The 12695-nt window shown below is 63.5% G+C and carries 15 protein-coding genes; 7 read left to right on the top strand and 8 right to left on the bottom strand.

Features of this window, described 5'->3' with window-relative positions:
• Window positions 1-152 precede the first annotated feature (152 nt).
• Window positions 153-605, top strand: coding sequence for a MaoC family dehydratase (locus FJ980_RS06890; RefSeq protein ID WP_140542179.1), 453 nt, complete (start codon window positions 153-155; stop codon window positions 603-605).
• Complete coding sequence (locus tag FJ980_RS06885) at window positions 605-1486, top strand: CoA ester lyase (protein WP_140542178.1); 882 nt, start codon at window positions 605-607, stop codon at window positions 1484-1486. Before FJ980_RS06890 ends, FJ980_RS06885 begins: the two co-directional genes overlap by 1 nt.
• 65 nt (window positions 1487-1551) lie before the next feature.
• Here FJ980_RS06885 and FJ980_RS06880 read toward each other — a convergent pair whose 3' ends face one another.
• On the bottom strand, window positions 1552-2226 hold the full coding sequence (locus FJ980_RS06880) for an isoprenylcysteine carboxylmethyltransferase family protein (protein ID WP_140542177.1): 675 nt from the start codon (window positions 2224-2226) through the stop codon (window positions 1552-1554).
• Between the two features lie 76 nt (window positions 2227-2302).
• On the bottom strand, window positions 2303-2887 hold the full coding sequence (locus tag FJ980_RS06875) for a nitroreductase (RefSeq protein ID WP_140542176.1): 585 nt from the start codon (window positions 2885-2887) through the stop codon (window positions 2303-2305).
• A 285-nt stretch (window positions 2888-3172) separates the two neighbouring features.
• Here FJ980_RS06875 and FJ980_RS06870 point away from each other — a divergent pair, with 285 nt between their 5' ends.
• Entirely contained in the window at window positions 3173-4138 is a 966-nt protein-coding gene (locus FJ980_RS06870) for a hypothetical protein (RefSeq protein ID WP_140542175.1), read from the top strand.
• Window positions 4139-4147: 9 nt separating this feature from the next.
• Here the strand turns inward: FJ980_RS06870 and FJ980_RS06865 are convergent, their stop codons facing one another.
• From FJ980_RS06865 to FJ980_RS34605, 5 genes are all read right to left on the bottom strand, one after another.
• Window positions 4148-5089 carry a GNAT family N-acetyltransferase gene (locus tag FJ980_RS06865; RefSeq protein WP_140542174.1) on the bottom strand — a complete coding sequence of 314 codons (942 nt, stop codon included), beginning with the start codon at window positions 5087-5089 and terminating at the stop codon, window positions 4148-4150.
• A gap of 83 nt (window positions 5090-5172) precedes the next feature.
• Window positions 5173-7146 (bottom strand): threonine--tRNA ligase, encoded by a 1974-nt coding sequence (gene thrS, locus FJ980_RS06860; protein ID WP_140542173.1) that lies wholly within the window; start codon window positions 7144-7146, stop codon window positions 5173-5175.
• 164 nt (window positions 7147-7310) lie between these two features.
• A complete protein-coding gene (gene blaOXA, locus FJ980_RS06855; RefSeq protein ID WP_140542172.1) occupies window positions 7311-8123 on the bottom strand; it encodes a class D beta-lactamase in 813 nt (270 codons plus the stop codon).
• Window positions 8124-8268: 145 nt separating this feature from the next.
• Complete coding sequence (yidD, locus tag FJ980_RS06850) at window positions 8269-8649, bottom strand: membrane protein insertion efficiency factor YidD (protein WP_140542171.1); 381 nt, start codon at window positions 8647-8649, stop codon at window positions 8269-8271.
• Between the two features lie 65 nt (window positions 8650-8714).
• Window positions 8715-8876, bottom strand: a complete 162-nt coding sequence (locus FJ980_RS34605) for a hypothetical protein (RefSeq protein WP_181181129.1) — start codon at window positions 8874-8876, stop codon at window positions 8715-8717.
• 92 nt (window positions 8877-8968) lie between these two features.
• Here FJ980_RS34605 and FJ980_RS06845 point away from each other — a divergent pair, with 92 nt between their 5' ends.
• The gene (locus FJ980_RS06845; RefSeq protein WP_140542170.1) at window positions 8969-9874 is read left to right on the top strand and encodes a LysR substrate-binding domain-containing protein; all 906 of its coding nucleotides are present in this window, start codon (window positions 8969-8971) and stop codon (window positions 9872-9874) included.
• Window positions 9875-9883: 9 nt separating this feature from the next.
• Here FJ980_RS06845 and FJ980_RS06840 read toward each other — a convergent pair whose 3' ends face one another.
• Entirely contained in the window at window positions 9884-10330 is a 447-nt protein-coding gene (locus FJ980_RS06840) for an iron-sulfur cluster assembly scaffold protein (protein WP_140542169.1), read from the bottom strand.
• Between the two features lie 237 nt (window positions 10331-10567).
• Between FJ980_RS06840 and folE the strand changes: the two genes are divergently transcribed.
• From folE to FJ980_RS06825, 3 genes are all read left to right on the top strand, one after another.
• On the top strand, window positions 10568-11200 hold the full coding sequence (gene folE, locus FJ980_RS06835; RefSeq protein ID WP_095765060.1) for a GTP cyclohydrolase I FolE: 633 nt from the start codon (window positions 10568-10570) through the stop codon (window positions 11198-11200).
• A gap of 43 nt (window positions 11201-11243) precedes the next feature.
• Window positions 11244-11702, top strand: a complete 459-nt coding sequence (gene hisI / locus FJ980_RS06830; protein WP_140542168.1) for a phosphoribosyl-AMP cyclohydrolase — start codon at window positions 11244-11246, stop codon at window positions 11700-11702.
• Between the two features lie 84 nt (window positions 11703-11786).
• Window positions 11787-12695, top strand: a 909-nt coding sequence (locus FJ980_RS06825) for a patatin family protein (RefSeq protein WP_140542243.1), incomplete at its 3' end; no start/stop codon positions are given.

Below are 12695 nucleotides of genomic sequence, written 5' to 3'. Positions count from 1 at the left end.
ACCGACCAGCTGCGCCCTTGCCGGAAAGGTCCCGGCCCCGTTGTGAACGGTAGGCTGCAAATGGTTTACGAACGGTTCACCATATTTCTTAACCGGCTTGATGGGGCCGCAGCCAACGCCTATCAAGCAAGGACATCGGAGGAAATCGAACCATGGCCGGGCTTTATCTGGAAGAGTTTGTCGTCGGCCATGTCTTCCGCCACACGCTGCGCAAGACCGTGACCGAGAGCGACAACATGCTGTTTTCGGCGATGACGCTCAACCCCCAGCCCTTGCACATCGATTTCGACTTCGCCGCGAAAACCGAGTGGGGCAAGCCGCTGGTGAACTCCCTGTTCACGCTCGGCCTGATGATCGGCATCTCGGTGAACGACATCACCGTCGGCACCACGGTCGCCAATCTCGGCATGAAAGAAACGGTGTTCCCGCACCCCGTCTTCCACGGCGACACCATCCGGGTCGAGACGACGGTTGTCTCCGTGCGCGACTCCAAGTCGAAACCCGATCGCGGCATCGTCGAGCTCGAGCACCGCGCCTACAATCAGAATGACGTTCTTGTCGCCAAATGCACCAGGCAGGCGATGATGCTGAGGAAGGCGGCCTGATGCGCTCGCTGCTGTTCGTGCCCGGCGATTCCGAGCGCAAGCTGGAAAAGGGGTTCGAGGCCGGCGCCGACGTGGTCATCGTCGATCTCGAGGATTCCGTTGCCGCCACTAGCAAGGCGGCGGCGCGCGCGACCGCGGCCGAGTTCATCTCAAGTCAAAGACACCGGACGGGTTCGGCCATCTATGTGCGGGTCAACGATCTTTCCACCGGCCTGACAGACGCCGATCTCGCGGCGCTCGTCCTGGCGAAGCCCGACGGCATCATGCTGCCGAAGTCGAACAGCGGGCAGGACGTCCAGCAACTGGCGGCAAAGCTGCGAGTGCACGAAGCCGAGGACGGGCTGCCGGACGGCGCCATAAGAATCCTGCCGATCATCACCGAGACCGCGGCAGGCGTGCTGGCGGCGGCAAGCTATGCCGGCTCAAGCGCGCGGCTTGCCGGCCTGACCTGGGGCGCGGAGGACTTGTCCGCGGCGATCGGCGCGCGCGCGACCCGCGACGAGAGCGGCCGCTATACCGACGTGTTTCGCCTGGCGCGGACCATGACCATTCTGGCGGCCGGCGCGGCCGAAGTCGCCGCCATCGACACCGTCTTTCCCGATTTCCGCGATATGGCCGCCCTTGGGAAGGAATGCCGCGAGGCCGAGCGCGACGGCTTCACCGGCAAGATGGCGATCCACCCGGCGCAGGTGCCGGTCATCAATGCCGCCTTCACGCCGTCCGCCGAAGCGGTCGCGCGATCGCGGGCGATCGTCGATGCCTTCGCGGCGGCGGGAAATCCGGGCGTCGTCGGCATCGACGGCAAGATGTACGACCGGCCGCATCTGCGGCTGGCCGAACGGCTGCTCGCGCGCGCCAGAGCAATTCCAGGAAAAGTGTGAGCGGTTTTCCGTGCGGAATTGCGTAAAAACAAGGAGATTGAGCCGCAGGCAGCTCCGCCTGACCGCTACCACACCATCGGGATCAGTTTGTACCGAACGCGCGTGGCGTAATCGTCATAGCCCCGCAAGCCGGTCCGCAAGGTCCTTTCCTCGATGAAGGTGCGGATGCCGAGCAGGACGATGAAGACAAGCACCGATGCCAGCCCCCACCAGGAACCAAGCAGCAGCGCCGTGCCGGCGAAATAGAGTATGGCGCCGGCATACATCGGATGGCGGACATAACTGTAGGGGCCTGTCGTGATCACCTTCTGGCCACGCTCGTCCTGGATCTTCACGACAGGTGCCGCGAAGCTGTTTTCCAGCATCGTTAGATAGCAGATCCAGATACCGACAAGCAGGACCAGCACGCCTATCGCCTGCACCCACACGGGAGCTGCCGACCAGCCGAAACGGATGTCGAGACCCATCAGAGCCAGCCAGGCGAAGATGCCGAGCAGCAATATGCTCAGCAATATCTTGTCGGCCGCTGTCTGGGTCTTCTGGATCGGCGGGCGGAGACGCTCATTCATCAGGCCTGGATCGCGCCGGGCGAGCGCGACGCCCATGGTCAGGCTCAGCCCAACCATCACGGCTATGTACATCCAGGCTCCGGTCCAGTGCAGAGTGCCTGCCGACAGAAACAGCAGCGCGCCCATGATGCCGAACCATACGAATGTCTGGAAAATCAATCTCGAGATCATGACCAACCTTCCCGTGATGTCCCTGCCGCTATTGGCCGCCCGCCGCGCCGTTTCCTCCGAAAACCCGCAAATAATCTTAACCGGCCCAGTGACCGGCGTAATCGCCATAGAGCTTTGCCGGATCGGGCCGCGGCCGCTCCGGCGCCGGCCCCTGATAGGAGCCGATATGGACGAAGCCGATGACGCGCTCCTGCGGCGACAGCCCGAGGATCGCCCTGCCCTCGGCCACATCGGAATACCAGTTGCTGATCATGTTGGTGCCATAGCCCAGCGCGTTGGCCGCGATCATCAGGTTCATGGCTGCCATGCCGCCCGACAGGAACATCTCCCATTGCGGGATCTTCGGGTTCTCCTTCGGCACCGACACGACGCCGATCACCAGCGGCGCGCGCGAGAAGCGCGCCAGTTCCTGGTTGCGCCGGCCTTCCGGCAGCGGCCCCTCGCGCTGTTCGGCAAGTGCTGCCAGCTTCTTGCCGATCTCGATGCGCGCCTCGCCGCGATAAAGAATGAACCGCCATGGCTCGAGCCGGCCGTGGTCGGGGACGCGCGAGGCCGCCGCGATCATCGTCGCGATCTCGGCATCGCTCGGCGCCGGTTCCTTGAGGTCGGGGATCGGCGCGGAATTGCGGGTGAGCAGGAAGTCGATGATCGGCGACGCCATGGGCGCAAGTCTCCTAAGCATTCAAATAGCATTCAATTTTGAGCTGAAGCACGCCATCGGGAGGTCGGGCGGCTCGGGCGGTGGCGTTTTGCGCCGGATAAGAAGCCGCCGCGCAAGGCGGCGCGCTTCTAGAGCATGATGCCGAAAAGTGTGAAGCGGTTTTCGGACGACATCATGCTCTACTTCTTTGACTTAGAGCCGGATTCAGATTTCAGGTCAATTCGACCTGAAATCATCCGGCTCTAGGCCTTGAAATTGCCACCGCCTTGGGCTTCAACGCAAGGCATGTTTGAGGGGTACCTGCGCCTTTTCGTGATCGCACTCGTCGCTGCGTTGTTCGCGGTGCCGGTTTCCTTCGCGCTGGCCCAGAACGCCAACGATGTCGGCGACATCAAGCTTCCAGGCATTTCGAGCTACGCGACGCCGAAGGCCGGGACGCCGCTGGCGCTCGGCAACGGCGGCGCCATCACGCTGTCGGCGCAGTTGACGGACAAGGGCGCCGACATCACTCGCGGCATCGTCTGGCGGGTGTTCAGGCCGCAGCCCGCCAGTGACGGCAAGCTGCCGATGGTGGCGTCCGCGCATGGCGGCACCGCCGTGTTCCAGCTCGACCCCGGCAGCTACCTTGTCCATGCCTCCTACGGACGCGCCGGCGCCACCAAGCGCATCACCGTCGGCAAGGAGGCAAGGCGCGAAAGCCTTGTGCTCGATGCCGGCGGCCTGAAGCTTGACGCGGTGACATCGGGCGGCGCGCCCATCCCGCCGAAGAAATTGCGCTTCTCGATCTATGAAGGCCAGGCCGCGGCCAATGGCGACCGGGCGCTGATCGCTCCCGACGTCGCGCCGAACACCGTGGTGCGGCTGAACGCCGGCACCTACCATGTCGTCTCCACCTATGGCGCGGTCAACGCCGTGATCCGCTCCGACATCCGCGTCGAGGCCGGCAAGCTGATGGAGGCGACCGTCGAGCACCGCGCCGCCGAAATGACGATGAAGCTGGTGCGCGAGCCCGGCGGCGAGGCCATCGCCGATACCTCCTGGTCGCTGCTCAACGAGAGCGGCGATCCGATCAAGGAAGCGGTCGGCGCCTTCGCCTCGATGGTGCTGGCCGAAGGCCAATACACCATCATCGCCAAGAACCGCGACCGTATCTACCAGAAGGATTTCACGGTCGTTGCCGGCCAGAACCAGGAAATCGAGGTCGTGGCCAATGAATCCTCAGCCATCGACCCCGAGGAAGGCGCGGACTGATCGGGTTGATCAGGCCGCTTTGCGCATCCGCTTCGGCAGAAACGGCACGCGCCCGCGCTGCGCGGAAGGCGTCGCCAGGTCGAAGACCGCGCGATAGAGGCGATCGAGCAGCGCCTTGCGGTCGCGCAGCGGCTCAAGGTCGCTCCATCTCAGCACGTCGCCGATGCGCACCTCGATCGCCTTGCCCGACAGTCGCGCGAATTCGCGGATAAGCAAGGAGGTGCGCAGCGTCAGCGACGCCTTGCCGATGAACTTCGCCACGCGGTTGTCGCGCTCGGCCATGTTCATCGGGCCGCTGACGAGATGGAACAGGCGGCCGTTCTGGCCGGAGAAATGCATCGGAATGACCGAGGCCTTGGCGTCCTGGACGAGTTTGGCCGGGAACATCTTCCACGGCAGGTCGATGGCGCGGCCGAAACCCTTGGGCGCCGTGGCGACGCCGCCGGCCGGGAACACGACGATGGTGACGCCTTCCTTCAACAGCCGCACCGCTTCATGGCGCACCGCCATGTTGTTCTTCAACGCTTCCTTGGTCTCGGAAAAATCGATCGGCAGCGAATAAGGCTCCATCTCGCGAATCCTGAGCAGATCCTTGTGGATCATGACCCGGAACGGCCGGCCCAGCTGCTCGACCAGCGACAGCACCGCAATGCCGTCGCCGATACCGAAGGGATGGTTTGCGATGATGACCAGCGGCGTGTCCGGCAGCGCTGGCGGCGGCCATTGCACGGCATTGCGGACCTTGACGTCGATCAATTCCAGCATGCGGCTGAATACGCGGTCGCCGGTCGGCACAACCTGGCGGCGCCAGAAATCGTAGAGCACGGCGAAGCGGTCGCGGCCCGAGAGGCCCTCGACCGAATGGATGAACCAGCGCGTCAGCACCGGTTGATGCGGGTTGGCGTAGGAAAGCTCGGGAAACCGTCTTTCCCGCAGTTTCAACTTGAGCATGGCGGCTCGTTACAAGGTTGGCGTGACAGGCATATGAAAATGGCGGTGGACACGCCACCGCCATTCAAGGAAGCGCTGGTAAGTCAGGCTGCGCGACGCTTGCGGTCGGGCGAGACCGCCTCGTCGGAAAGCTGCTTCACCGCGTCGTCGAGCTTCAGCGATTCCTGGTCGCGGGAGCCAAGCCGGCGGACATTGACGGTTTCCTCTTCCGCCTCGCGCCTGCCGCAGACGAGGATGACCGGCACCTTGGCGAGCGAATGCTCGCGCACCTTGTAGTTGATCTTCTCGTTGCGCAGGTCGACTTCGGCGAGCAGCCCCGCGGCCTTCAGCCGCTCGACCACATTCAAGGCGTAGTCGTCCGCATCCGAGGTGATCGTCGCCACCACCACCTGCAGCGGCGCGAACCACAGCGGGAAATGGCCGGAATAGTTCTCGATCAGGATGCCGAGGAACCGCTCCATCGAGCCGCAGACGGCGCGATGCACCATCACCGGCTGCTTCTTCTCCGAATCCGAGCCGATATAGAAGGCACCGAAGCGCTCCGGCAGGTTGAAGTCGACCTGCGTGGTGCCGCATTGCCATTCGCGGCCGATGGCGTCCTTCAGCACATATTCGAACTTCGGCCCGTAGAACGCGCCCTCGCCCGGATTGATCGAGGTCTTGATGCGGTTGCCGGAGCGCGTGCGGATCGTCTCCAGCACGTTGCTCATGATCGCCTCGGCATGGTCCCAGGCCTCGTCGGTGCCGACGCGCTTGTCCGGCCGCGTTGACAGCTTCACGCTGACCTCGTCGAAGCCGAAATCGGCATAGGTCGACAGGATCAGGTCGTTGATGCGCAGGCATTCGGCCGCGAGCTGCTCCTCGGTGCAGAAGATATGCGCATCGTCCTGCGTGAAGCCGCGCACGCGCATCAGCCCGTGCAGCGCGCCCGACGGCTCGTAGCGATGCACATTGCCGAACTCCGCAAGCTTTACGGGCAGTTCGCGGTATGACTTCAACCCATGCTTGAAGATCTGCACATGGCCCGGACAGTTCATCGGCTTCAGCGCGAAGACGCGGTCGTCGTCGGTGTCGTCGCCGGCGACCGTGACCTTGAACATCGCATCGCGGTACCAGCCCCAGTGTCCCGACGTCTCCCACAGGCTCTTGTCCAGCACCTGCGGCGCATTGACTTCCTGATAGCCGTGCTCGTCGAGGCGGCGGCGCATGTAGTTGATCAGGTTCTGCACCATCTTCCAGCCCTTGGCGTGCCAGAAGACGACGCCCGGTCCCTCTTCCTGGAAATGAAACAGGTCCATCTCGCGGCCGAGCTTGCGGTGGTCGCGCTTCTCGGCCTCTTCCAGCAGGGTCTGGTAGGCATCGAGCTGCGCCTGGTCGGCAAAGGCTGTGCCGTAGATGCGCGTCAGCATCGGATTGTTCGAATCGCCGCGCCAATAGGCGCCCGCCACCTTCATGAGCTTGAAGGCATTGCCGATCTGCCCGGTCGAAGCCATGTGCGGCCCGCGGCACAGGTCGAACCAGTCGCCCTGAGCGTAGATCTTGAGGTCCTGGTCCTCCGGAATGGCGTCGACCAGCTCAAGCTTGTAGCGCTCGCCCTTTTCGGCGAAGACCTTCTTCGCCTTCTCGCGCGACCACACTTCCTTGGTGAACGGCTTGTTGCGCGCAATGATCTCGCGCATCTTCTTTTCGATCACCGGAAAATCGTCCGGCGTGAACGGCTCGTTCCTGGCAAAGTCGTAATAGAACCCGTTCTCGATGACCGGGCCGATCGTCACCTGCGTTCCCGGCCACAGCTCCTGCACGGCCTCTGCCAGCACATGCGCGGCATCATGGCGGATAAGCTCCAGCGCGCGCGGATCCTCGCGGGTGATGATCTCGACCTTGCCGGACGTGCCGAGCGGATCGGAAAGATCGCGAACGATGCCCTCGAGGCTATAGGCGACAGCCTTCTTGGCCAGAGACTTGGAGATCGATTCGGCAAGACCGGCGCCGGTCAGCGCCGCGTCGTAGTCGCGGACCGAACCATCGGGAAATGTCAGGGAAACGGAATTCGGCATCAGGATTCTCCTATCCAGTCCCGCAAACGAGCGCGGGTGGTGAAATGCATGTCGCAGGATGCGTTGCGGCTTGCAGAGGGTTAGCCGGAGGCGTCCGGCGCGGCAGTCTTTTATGAGGAGTTTCCGCCGCCGTAAAGCCGCCAGCCATCTATTTGATGGTCGTTTTATTTGATGAGGCCGGGCAAATCCTTCAGGAACGCCGCCCGCGTCGCGAGACCCTTCGGCTCTCCGGTACGCTTGGCATCGACGACCAGTCTTGCAAAGACGATGCGGCGGCCGTTCTTCTCGGCCCAGCCGACGAACCAGCCGAGCGAGCGCTTGCCGTCCTGGCCGAGTCTGGTGCTGCCCGTCTTGCCTTGCACCGTCCAGTCCCCTGCCGCGAAGGTCGGCAGGATCGCCCTGGTCATCTCGTGCGCCTTCGCCGACACCGGCATCTTGCCGGCGAGCAGCTGGCGCAGGAACGCCGTCTGCTCGGACGGCGATATCTCGAGCGAGGAATTGATCCAGGATTGCGTCAGCCCGTTGTCCTTGCCGGCATCGCCCGAGACGTCCTTGTTGCCGTAGCCGATTTTCGACACGTAGCCGGCGAACTTCTCGGCACCGAGACGCCGCGTGATCTCGCGCGAGAACCAGACGATCGAATCTCGTTCCCAGATCGTCGGATCGACGGTCTTCTGGTCGCGCTTCGCCGCCTTGAACTCCGGCTTGTATTCCCACCTCGGTATATGCCGGTCGCCCAGGATGCCGGCATCGTAACCGATCAGCGCCAGGGGCACCTTGAAGGTCGAAGCCGGGCTGACGCGCTGGTCGCAGACGCCGTCCTGGTAAAGCGCCTCGCCGCTTTGCGCATCCTGGATCAGCGTGCAGTGGATGTCGCCGAGCGGCGCCGATTGCGCCCGCACCGGCAAGCCCAGCATCCAGGCCAGCAGGAAAAGGACGATGGCGAAAATGAAGGGGTAGCGGTCCATCTGGCGCATGGCGAAGTCACTCCGGTATGAGATTACGGGAGCGGCTTAGCGAGGCGACTTGTCTCGATTTTGTCTCAAACTCGCAGTGTTCGTGCAGCTTCGCGTTAACCCTACCGGTTCGTTAAAATCCGCGTCGCGCGGGACGGCGAAGCGATCAGCTTTCGGGCTCGCCGTGCCTTTTGCCGATCCGCCAGTAGCGCCAGGGCATGAACCAGACATAGCGTTGGGCAAGCGTCTCCGGCACGCGGTCGATGCCATGCGTCCCAAACGGCCCGCAGCGAAGGACCCGGAACAATCCCATCCAACCGCCGGCCCACAGGCCATGGCGGGCAATCGCCTCATGCGCATATTCGGAACAGGTCGGCAGGTGCCGGCAGCTGTTGCCGACGAAACCTGAGAGCGTCAGCTGATAGAGGCGCACGAGCGAGGTGCCCAGGATGCGCCCGGGCGTCTTGCGCCAAGGTCCTGGCCAGTTGCGCCCGCGCTGGATTGGCCCGCCGCCATGCGTATGTCCGGGATGGTCGCCCACCCGCATCTCCGCGGTTGTTTTGCTACGCGATAGATGTGTCCTTCCGACCTCGAACGCAACGCCCTTTCCCCTCACGGCGTAGCGCGACGGACAGGATGCCGGTCGGCCACTGGCGCATGGCGCATGCAACTGCCGGGCATTTCCTCGCACCAGCCGGGGTGCCGGCTCTTGTCGCGCCACTGAAACGTCGCGATCAGCATGACGTCGCTCAGAATGGCCAGGAACTGGTTCATGGCAGTGCTCCTTTGAGCACCGATTAGACTGCCGCTGGCCTTCCGCCTCAAACGAGTATAATTTCCGCGTCGGATAACCTGAGGTTATGCGAATGAAGCGTGGGCGGCTGCCGCTGACGGCGCTCAGGAGTTTCGAATCTGCCGGCCGGCACCTTAGTTTCAGCCTGGCGGCCGACGAGCTTCATGTCTCACAGGCCGCGATCAGCCGGCAGATACGCGAGCTCGAGGCCTTTTTGGGCAGACCGCTGTTTCTGCGCCTCCATCGCCGCGTCGAGTTGACGGATGCGGGATATCTGCTGCTCGACCGACTGGTCAGAAGCTTCGACGACATCGACCGCGTGCTTTCGGAGCTCACGGCCTCGCCGGCGCAGGCGATTGTCCGCGTCAGCGTCGAACCGTCCCTTGCCGCCATATGGCTGCTGCCCCGGCTCAATCGCTTCCGCCGATTGCGGCCCGATATCGACGTGTCGCTCGAAGTCGATCCGCGGCCGATCGAGTTCCGCAGCGACCAGCCCGAGCTCGCCTTGCGTTTCAGCGCCCACGCCACCTCATGGCCGCGCAGCGAGGCCGTGCGCCTGGCCTCGACTGTCGATTCACCGGTCCTGTCGCCGGCGCTGCTCGCCTCCGGACCTCCCCTGGAGAGGCCGATCGATCTTCGCCATTACACGCTGCTGCATGAGGAAAACCGCCAGGGTTGGGCGCGCTGGTTCCTGGCCGCCGGTGTGCCCGCCGATGCGGTGCCCGCGCGTGGCCCGATGCTGGCCGATGTTTCGCTGTCGAAGCAGGCCGCGCTGCTCGGCCATGGCGTGGCGCTCGGCGATCTTTTGCAAGTCGGCGAAGAGCTCGCGTCGGGCACTTTGATCAAGCCGTTCGATATCGATGTCGCTTCCGGCGCCTACTGGCTAGTGGCCAGGAGCATGGCGGATCTGCCGGAACCCGCCAGGGCGTTCGCCGACTGGATCCGAAGCGAGTTCGCCGTGACCAGGGAAGCGGTCTAAGCGCTGCCTTCAAGCCGCCTGTTCGGCGCGCTTCTTCTCGATCTGGCCGATCGCATCGACCACCGCGTCGAAGGTCAGCATGGTCGAGGCATGGCGCGCTTTGTAGTCGCGCACCGGCTCCAAATATTTGAGGTCGGCGAAACGGCCTTCCGGCGGTGCGCCGTTCTCCTTCAGCATCTTCAGCATGGTTTCGCGCACGGCGCGCAATTCGTCGGCGCTGGCGCCGACCACATGCTGGGCCATGATCGAGGACGATGCCTGGCCGAGCGCGCAGGCCTTCACGTCATGGGCGAAATCGGTCACCACGTCGCCGTCCATCTTGAGGTCGACCGTGACGGTCGAGCCGCACAATTTGGAATGCGCCCTGGCCGTCGCGTCGGCATCGCCAAGCCGGCCGATCCGCCCTATATTCCCGGCGAAACCGAGAATTTTCGCATTGTAGACGTCGTCGATCATATTTTTCCAATCCGTCGCCGCCAAGCGAACAGGCTTTGCCGCTCTCGCGTCTTCCTTTCGCGCCGCTCGAAACATATATAATGGTCGCAGTCGGGCATCGACAAGGCGACGAAAAAGCCGTTGTCCCTGCCCATCTGTTCACGCCGCTTGCGGGATGGAAATGGGCGATTTTCACCCAAAAGGTCGTGGTCCGTTCAACTCGTTCCACCTTTGAGTGGGACTACGGGAGACGCCTTTATGGATGCCGTCATCAAGAAAATCATGCCCCCGTCTGAATATTTGGAAAAGCCCGTCACCGACCGGCCGAGCGAAGCCGAGGTCGAAGCCGCCGTGCGCACGCTTTTGCGCTGGACCGGCGACAATCCGGATCGCGAAGGCCTGATCGACACGCCCAAGCGCGTCACCAAAGCCTTCCGCGAAATGTTCAACGGCTATGACATGTGCCCGGCCGACGAGCTTGGCCGCACCTTCGAGGAAGTCGCCGGCTATGACGATCTCGTCATCGTCAGGAACATAAAATTCCATTCGCATTGCGAGCATCACATGGTGCCGATCATCGGTAAGGCGCATGTCGGCTATCTGCCGGACGGCAAGGTGGTCGGTCTGTCGAAGATCGCGCGCGTCGTCGACATCTTCGCGCACCGCCTGCAGACGCAGGAAGCGATGACCGCGCAGATCGCAGGCGTCATCCAGGATGTGCTCAACCCGCGCGGCGTCGCCGTCATGCTCGAGGCCGAGCATATGTGCATGGCCATGCGCGGCATCCGCAAGCAGGATTCGACCACGCTGACCTCCACCTTCACCGGCGTCTTCAAGGACACGCCGGAGGAGCAGGTCCGCTTCGTCACCATGGTGCGCGCCGGCGGCTGATCGCCGGCCATCGCCGGCCACTAGAAAGAAAGATCTACCGGCGATGTCGGCACTGCAATTCCCCAAAGCCCCATCCGATAAGAAATCGCTGGAGGAAGGCTCCGTCCTTTCTCCGCGCTTCGATGCGGCCGGCCTCGTCACCGTCGTCGTCACCGATGCCGGCGACGGCATGCTGTTGATGGTCGCGCATATGAATGCCGAGGCGCTGGCGCTGACGCTGGAGACCGGCATCGCCCACTACTGGTCGCGCTCGCGCAACGCGCTGTGGAAGAAGGGCGAAACCTCGGGCAATTTCCAGCAGATCGTCGAGATGCGCACGGATTGTGACCAAGACGCGATATGGTTGCGCGTCAAAGTGTTGGGCCACGACGCAACCTGTCACACCGGACGGCGTTCCTGCTTTTATCGGACGGTGGGGCTGAATGACGGCAAGGCGACGCTTGCCGGCGACGGCAGCAGGCCGCTGTTCGATACGGACCAAACGTATCGGAAGCCGGTGTGAACCATTCAATATTCACAAACCACTCAGATTCACTATTCTCAAATATCCTTGCGATAGAAGGGATACGGGACAAGGGAGATCATGATGCTCGAATGGGCGTCATTGCGCAGCAGACCTGACGTTCGGGAGGCCAACGGCCCCGCATCGTCAGGCGGCGCGTCCGACCCGAAGCCAGATGGGAAAGCCGGTATCTCGCTGGCGCTCGGCGGCGGCTGCGCCAGGGGCTGGGCCCATATCGGCGTGCTGCGCGCGCTTGACGAGGCCGGCATCGAAGTATCGATGATCGCCGGCACCTCGATCGGCGCGCTGGTCGGCGGCTGCTACCTTGCCGGCAAGCTCGACGAACTGGAAGAATTCGCCAGAAGCCTGACCAAGCGGCGCATTTTTGGCCTTCTCGATCTCAATCTTCGCGGCAGCGGCCTGTTCGGCGGCATGAGGCTCGATCAGCGCCTGCGCGAGCATCTCGACGGCGCCCGCTTCGAAGACCTGGCGAAACCCTTCGTCGCCGTCGCGTCCGAAATCCGCACCGGCCATGAAATCTGGCTGTCGAGCGGTTCGCTCGTAACCGCCATGCGCGCCTCCTATGCGCTACCGGGCGTCTTCGAGCCGGTGGCCTGCAACGGCCGCATGCTGGTCGACGGCGCGCTGGTCAATCCGGTGCCGGTCTCGGTCTGCCGCGCCTATGAGCAGCCGCTCGTCGTTGCGGTCAATCTGCATTACGACCTGTTCGGCCGCGCCGCCGTCATCAAGCACAGCGCCGGCGAGCTGCTTGTCGAGAACGACGCGCCGCGTCCCGGCCAGGTCAATCCTCAGTCACACCAGACGCGCCTTGGCATCACCGGCGTCATGGTCGAGGCTTTCAACATCATTCAGGACCGGATTTCGCGGGCCAGGCTGGCCGGCGATCCGCCGGATATGTCGCTGCAGCCCAAACTCAGCCATATCGGCCTGACGGAATTCCATCGCGCCGATGAGGCGATCAGCCTCGGCTAT

The organism is Mesorhizobium sp. B1-1-5, from assembly GCF_006443065.1.
Lineage (GTDB): Bacteria > Pseudomonadota > Alphaproteobacteria > Rhizobiales > Rhizobiaceae > Mesorhizobium.
The sequence above is the reverse complement of the archived record's forward strand: the minus strand, read 5'-3'. Positions and strand labels throughout refer to the sequence as shown.

What these genes read in the sequence shown, in the direction of transcription:
- hisI (WP_140542168.1), top strand. Translation starts at nt 11,244, where the DNA reads ATGTCGGCACTGCAATTCCCCAAAGCCCCATCCGATAAGAAATCGCTG.
- thrS (WP_140542173.1), bottom strand. Translation starts at nt 7,146, where the DNA reads ATGCCGAATTCCGTTTCCCTGACATTTCCCGATGGTTCGGTCCGCGAC.
- FJ980_RS06865 (WP_140542174.1), bottom strand. Translation starts at nt 5,089, where the DNA reads ATGCTCAAGTTGAAACTGCGGGAAAGACGGTTTCCCGAGCTTTCCTAC.
- FJ980_RS06875 (WP_140542176.1), bottom strand. Translation starts at nt 2,887, where the DNA reads ATGGCGTCGCCGATCATCGACTTCCTGCTCACCCGCAATTCCGCGCCG.
- FJ980_RS06880 (WP_140542177.1), bottom strand. Translation starts at nt 2,226, where the DNA reads ATGATCTCGAGATTGATTTTCCAGACATTCGTATGGTTCGGCATCATG.
- FJ980_RS06890 (WP_140542179.1), top strand. Translation starts at nt 153, where the DNA reads ATGGCCGGGCTTTATCTGGAAGAGTTTGTCGTCGGCCATGTCTTCCGC.
- blaOXA (WP_140542172.1), bottom strand. Translation starts at nt 8,123, where the DNA reads ATGCGCCAGATGGACCGCTACCCCTTCATTTTCGCCATCGTCCTTTTC.
- FJ980_RS06840 (WP_140542169.1), bottom strand. Translation starts at nt 10,330, where the DNA reads ATGATCGACGACGTCTACAATGCGAAAATTCTCGGTTTCGCCGGGAAT.
- FJ980_RS06870 (WP_140542175.1), top strand. Translation starts at nt 3,173, where the DNA reads ATGTTTGAGGGGTACCTGCGCCTTTTCGTGATCGCACTCGTCGCTGCG.
- FJ980_RS06885 (WP_140542178.1), top strand. Translation starts at nt 605, where the DNA reads ATGCGCTCGCTGCTGTTCGTGCCCGGCGATTCCGAGCGCAAGCTGGAA.
- FJ980_RS34605 (WP_181181129.1), bottom strand. Translation starts at nt 8,876, where the DNA reads ATGAACCAGTTCCTGGCCATTCTGAGCGACGTCATGCTGATCGCGACG.
- FJ980_RS06845 (WP_140542170.1), top strand. Translation starts at nt 8,969, where the DNA reads ATGAAGCGTGGGCGGCTGCCGCTGACGGCGCTCAGGAGTTTCGAATCT.
- yidD (WP_140542171.1), bottom strand. Translation starts at nt 8,649, where the DNA reads ATGCGGGTGGGCGACCATCCCGGACATACGCATGGCGGCGGGCCAATC.
- folE (WP_095765060.1), top strand. Translation starts at nt 10,568, where the DNA reads ATGGATGCCGTCATCAAGAAAATCATGCCCCCGTCTGAATATTTGGAA.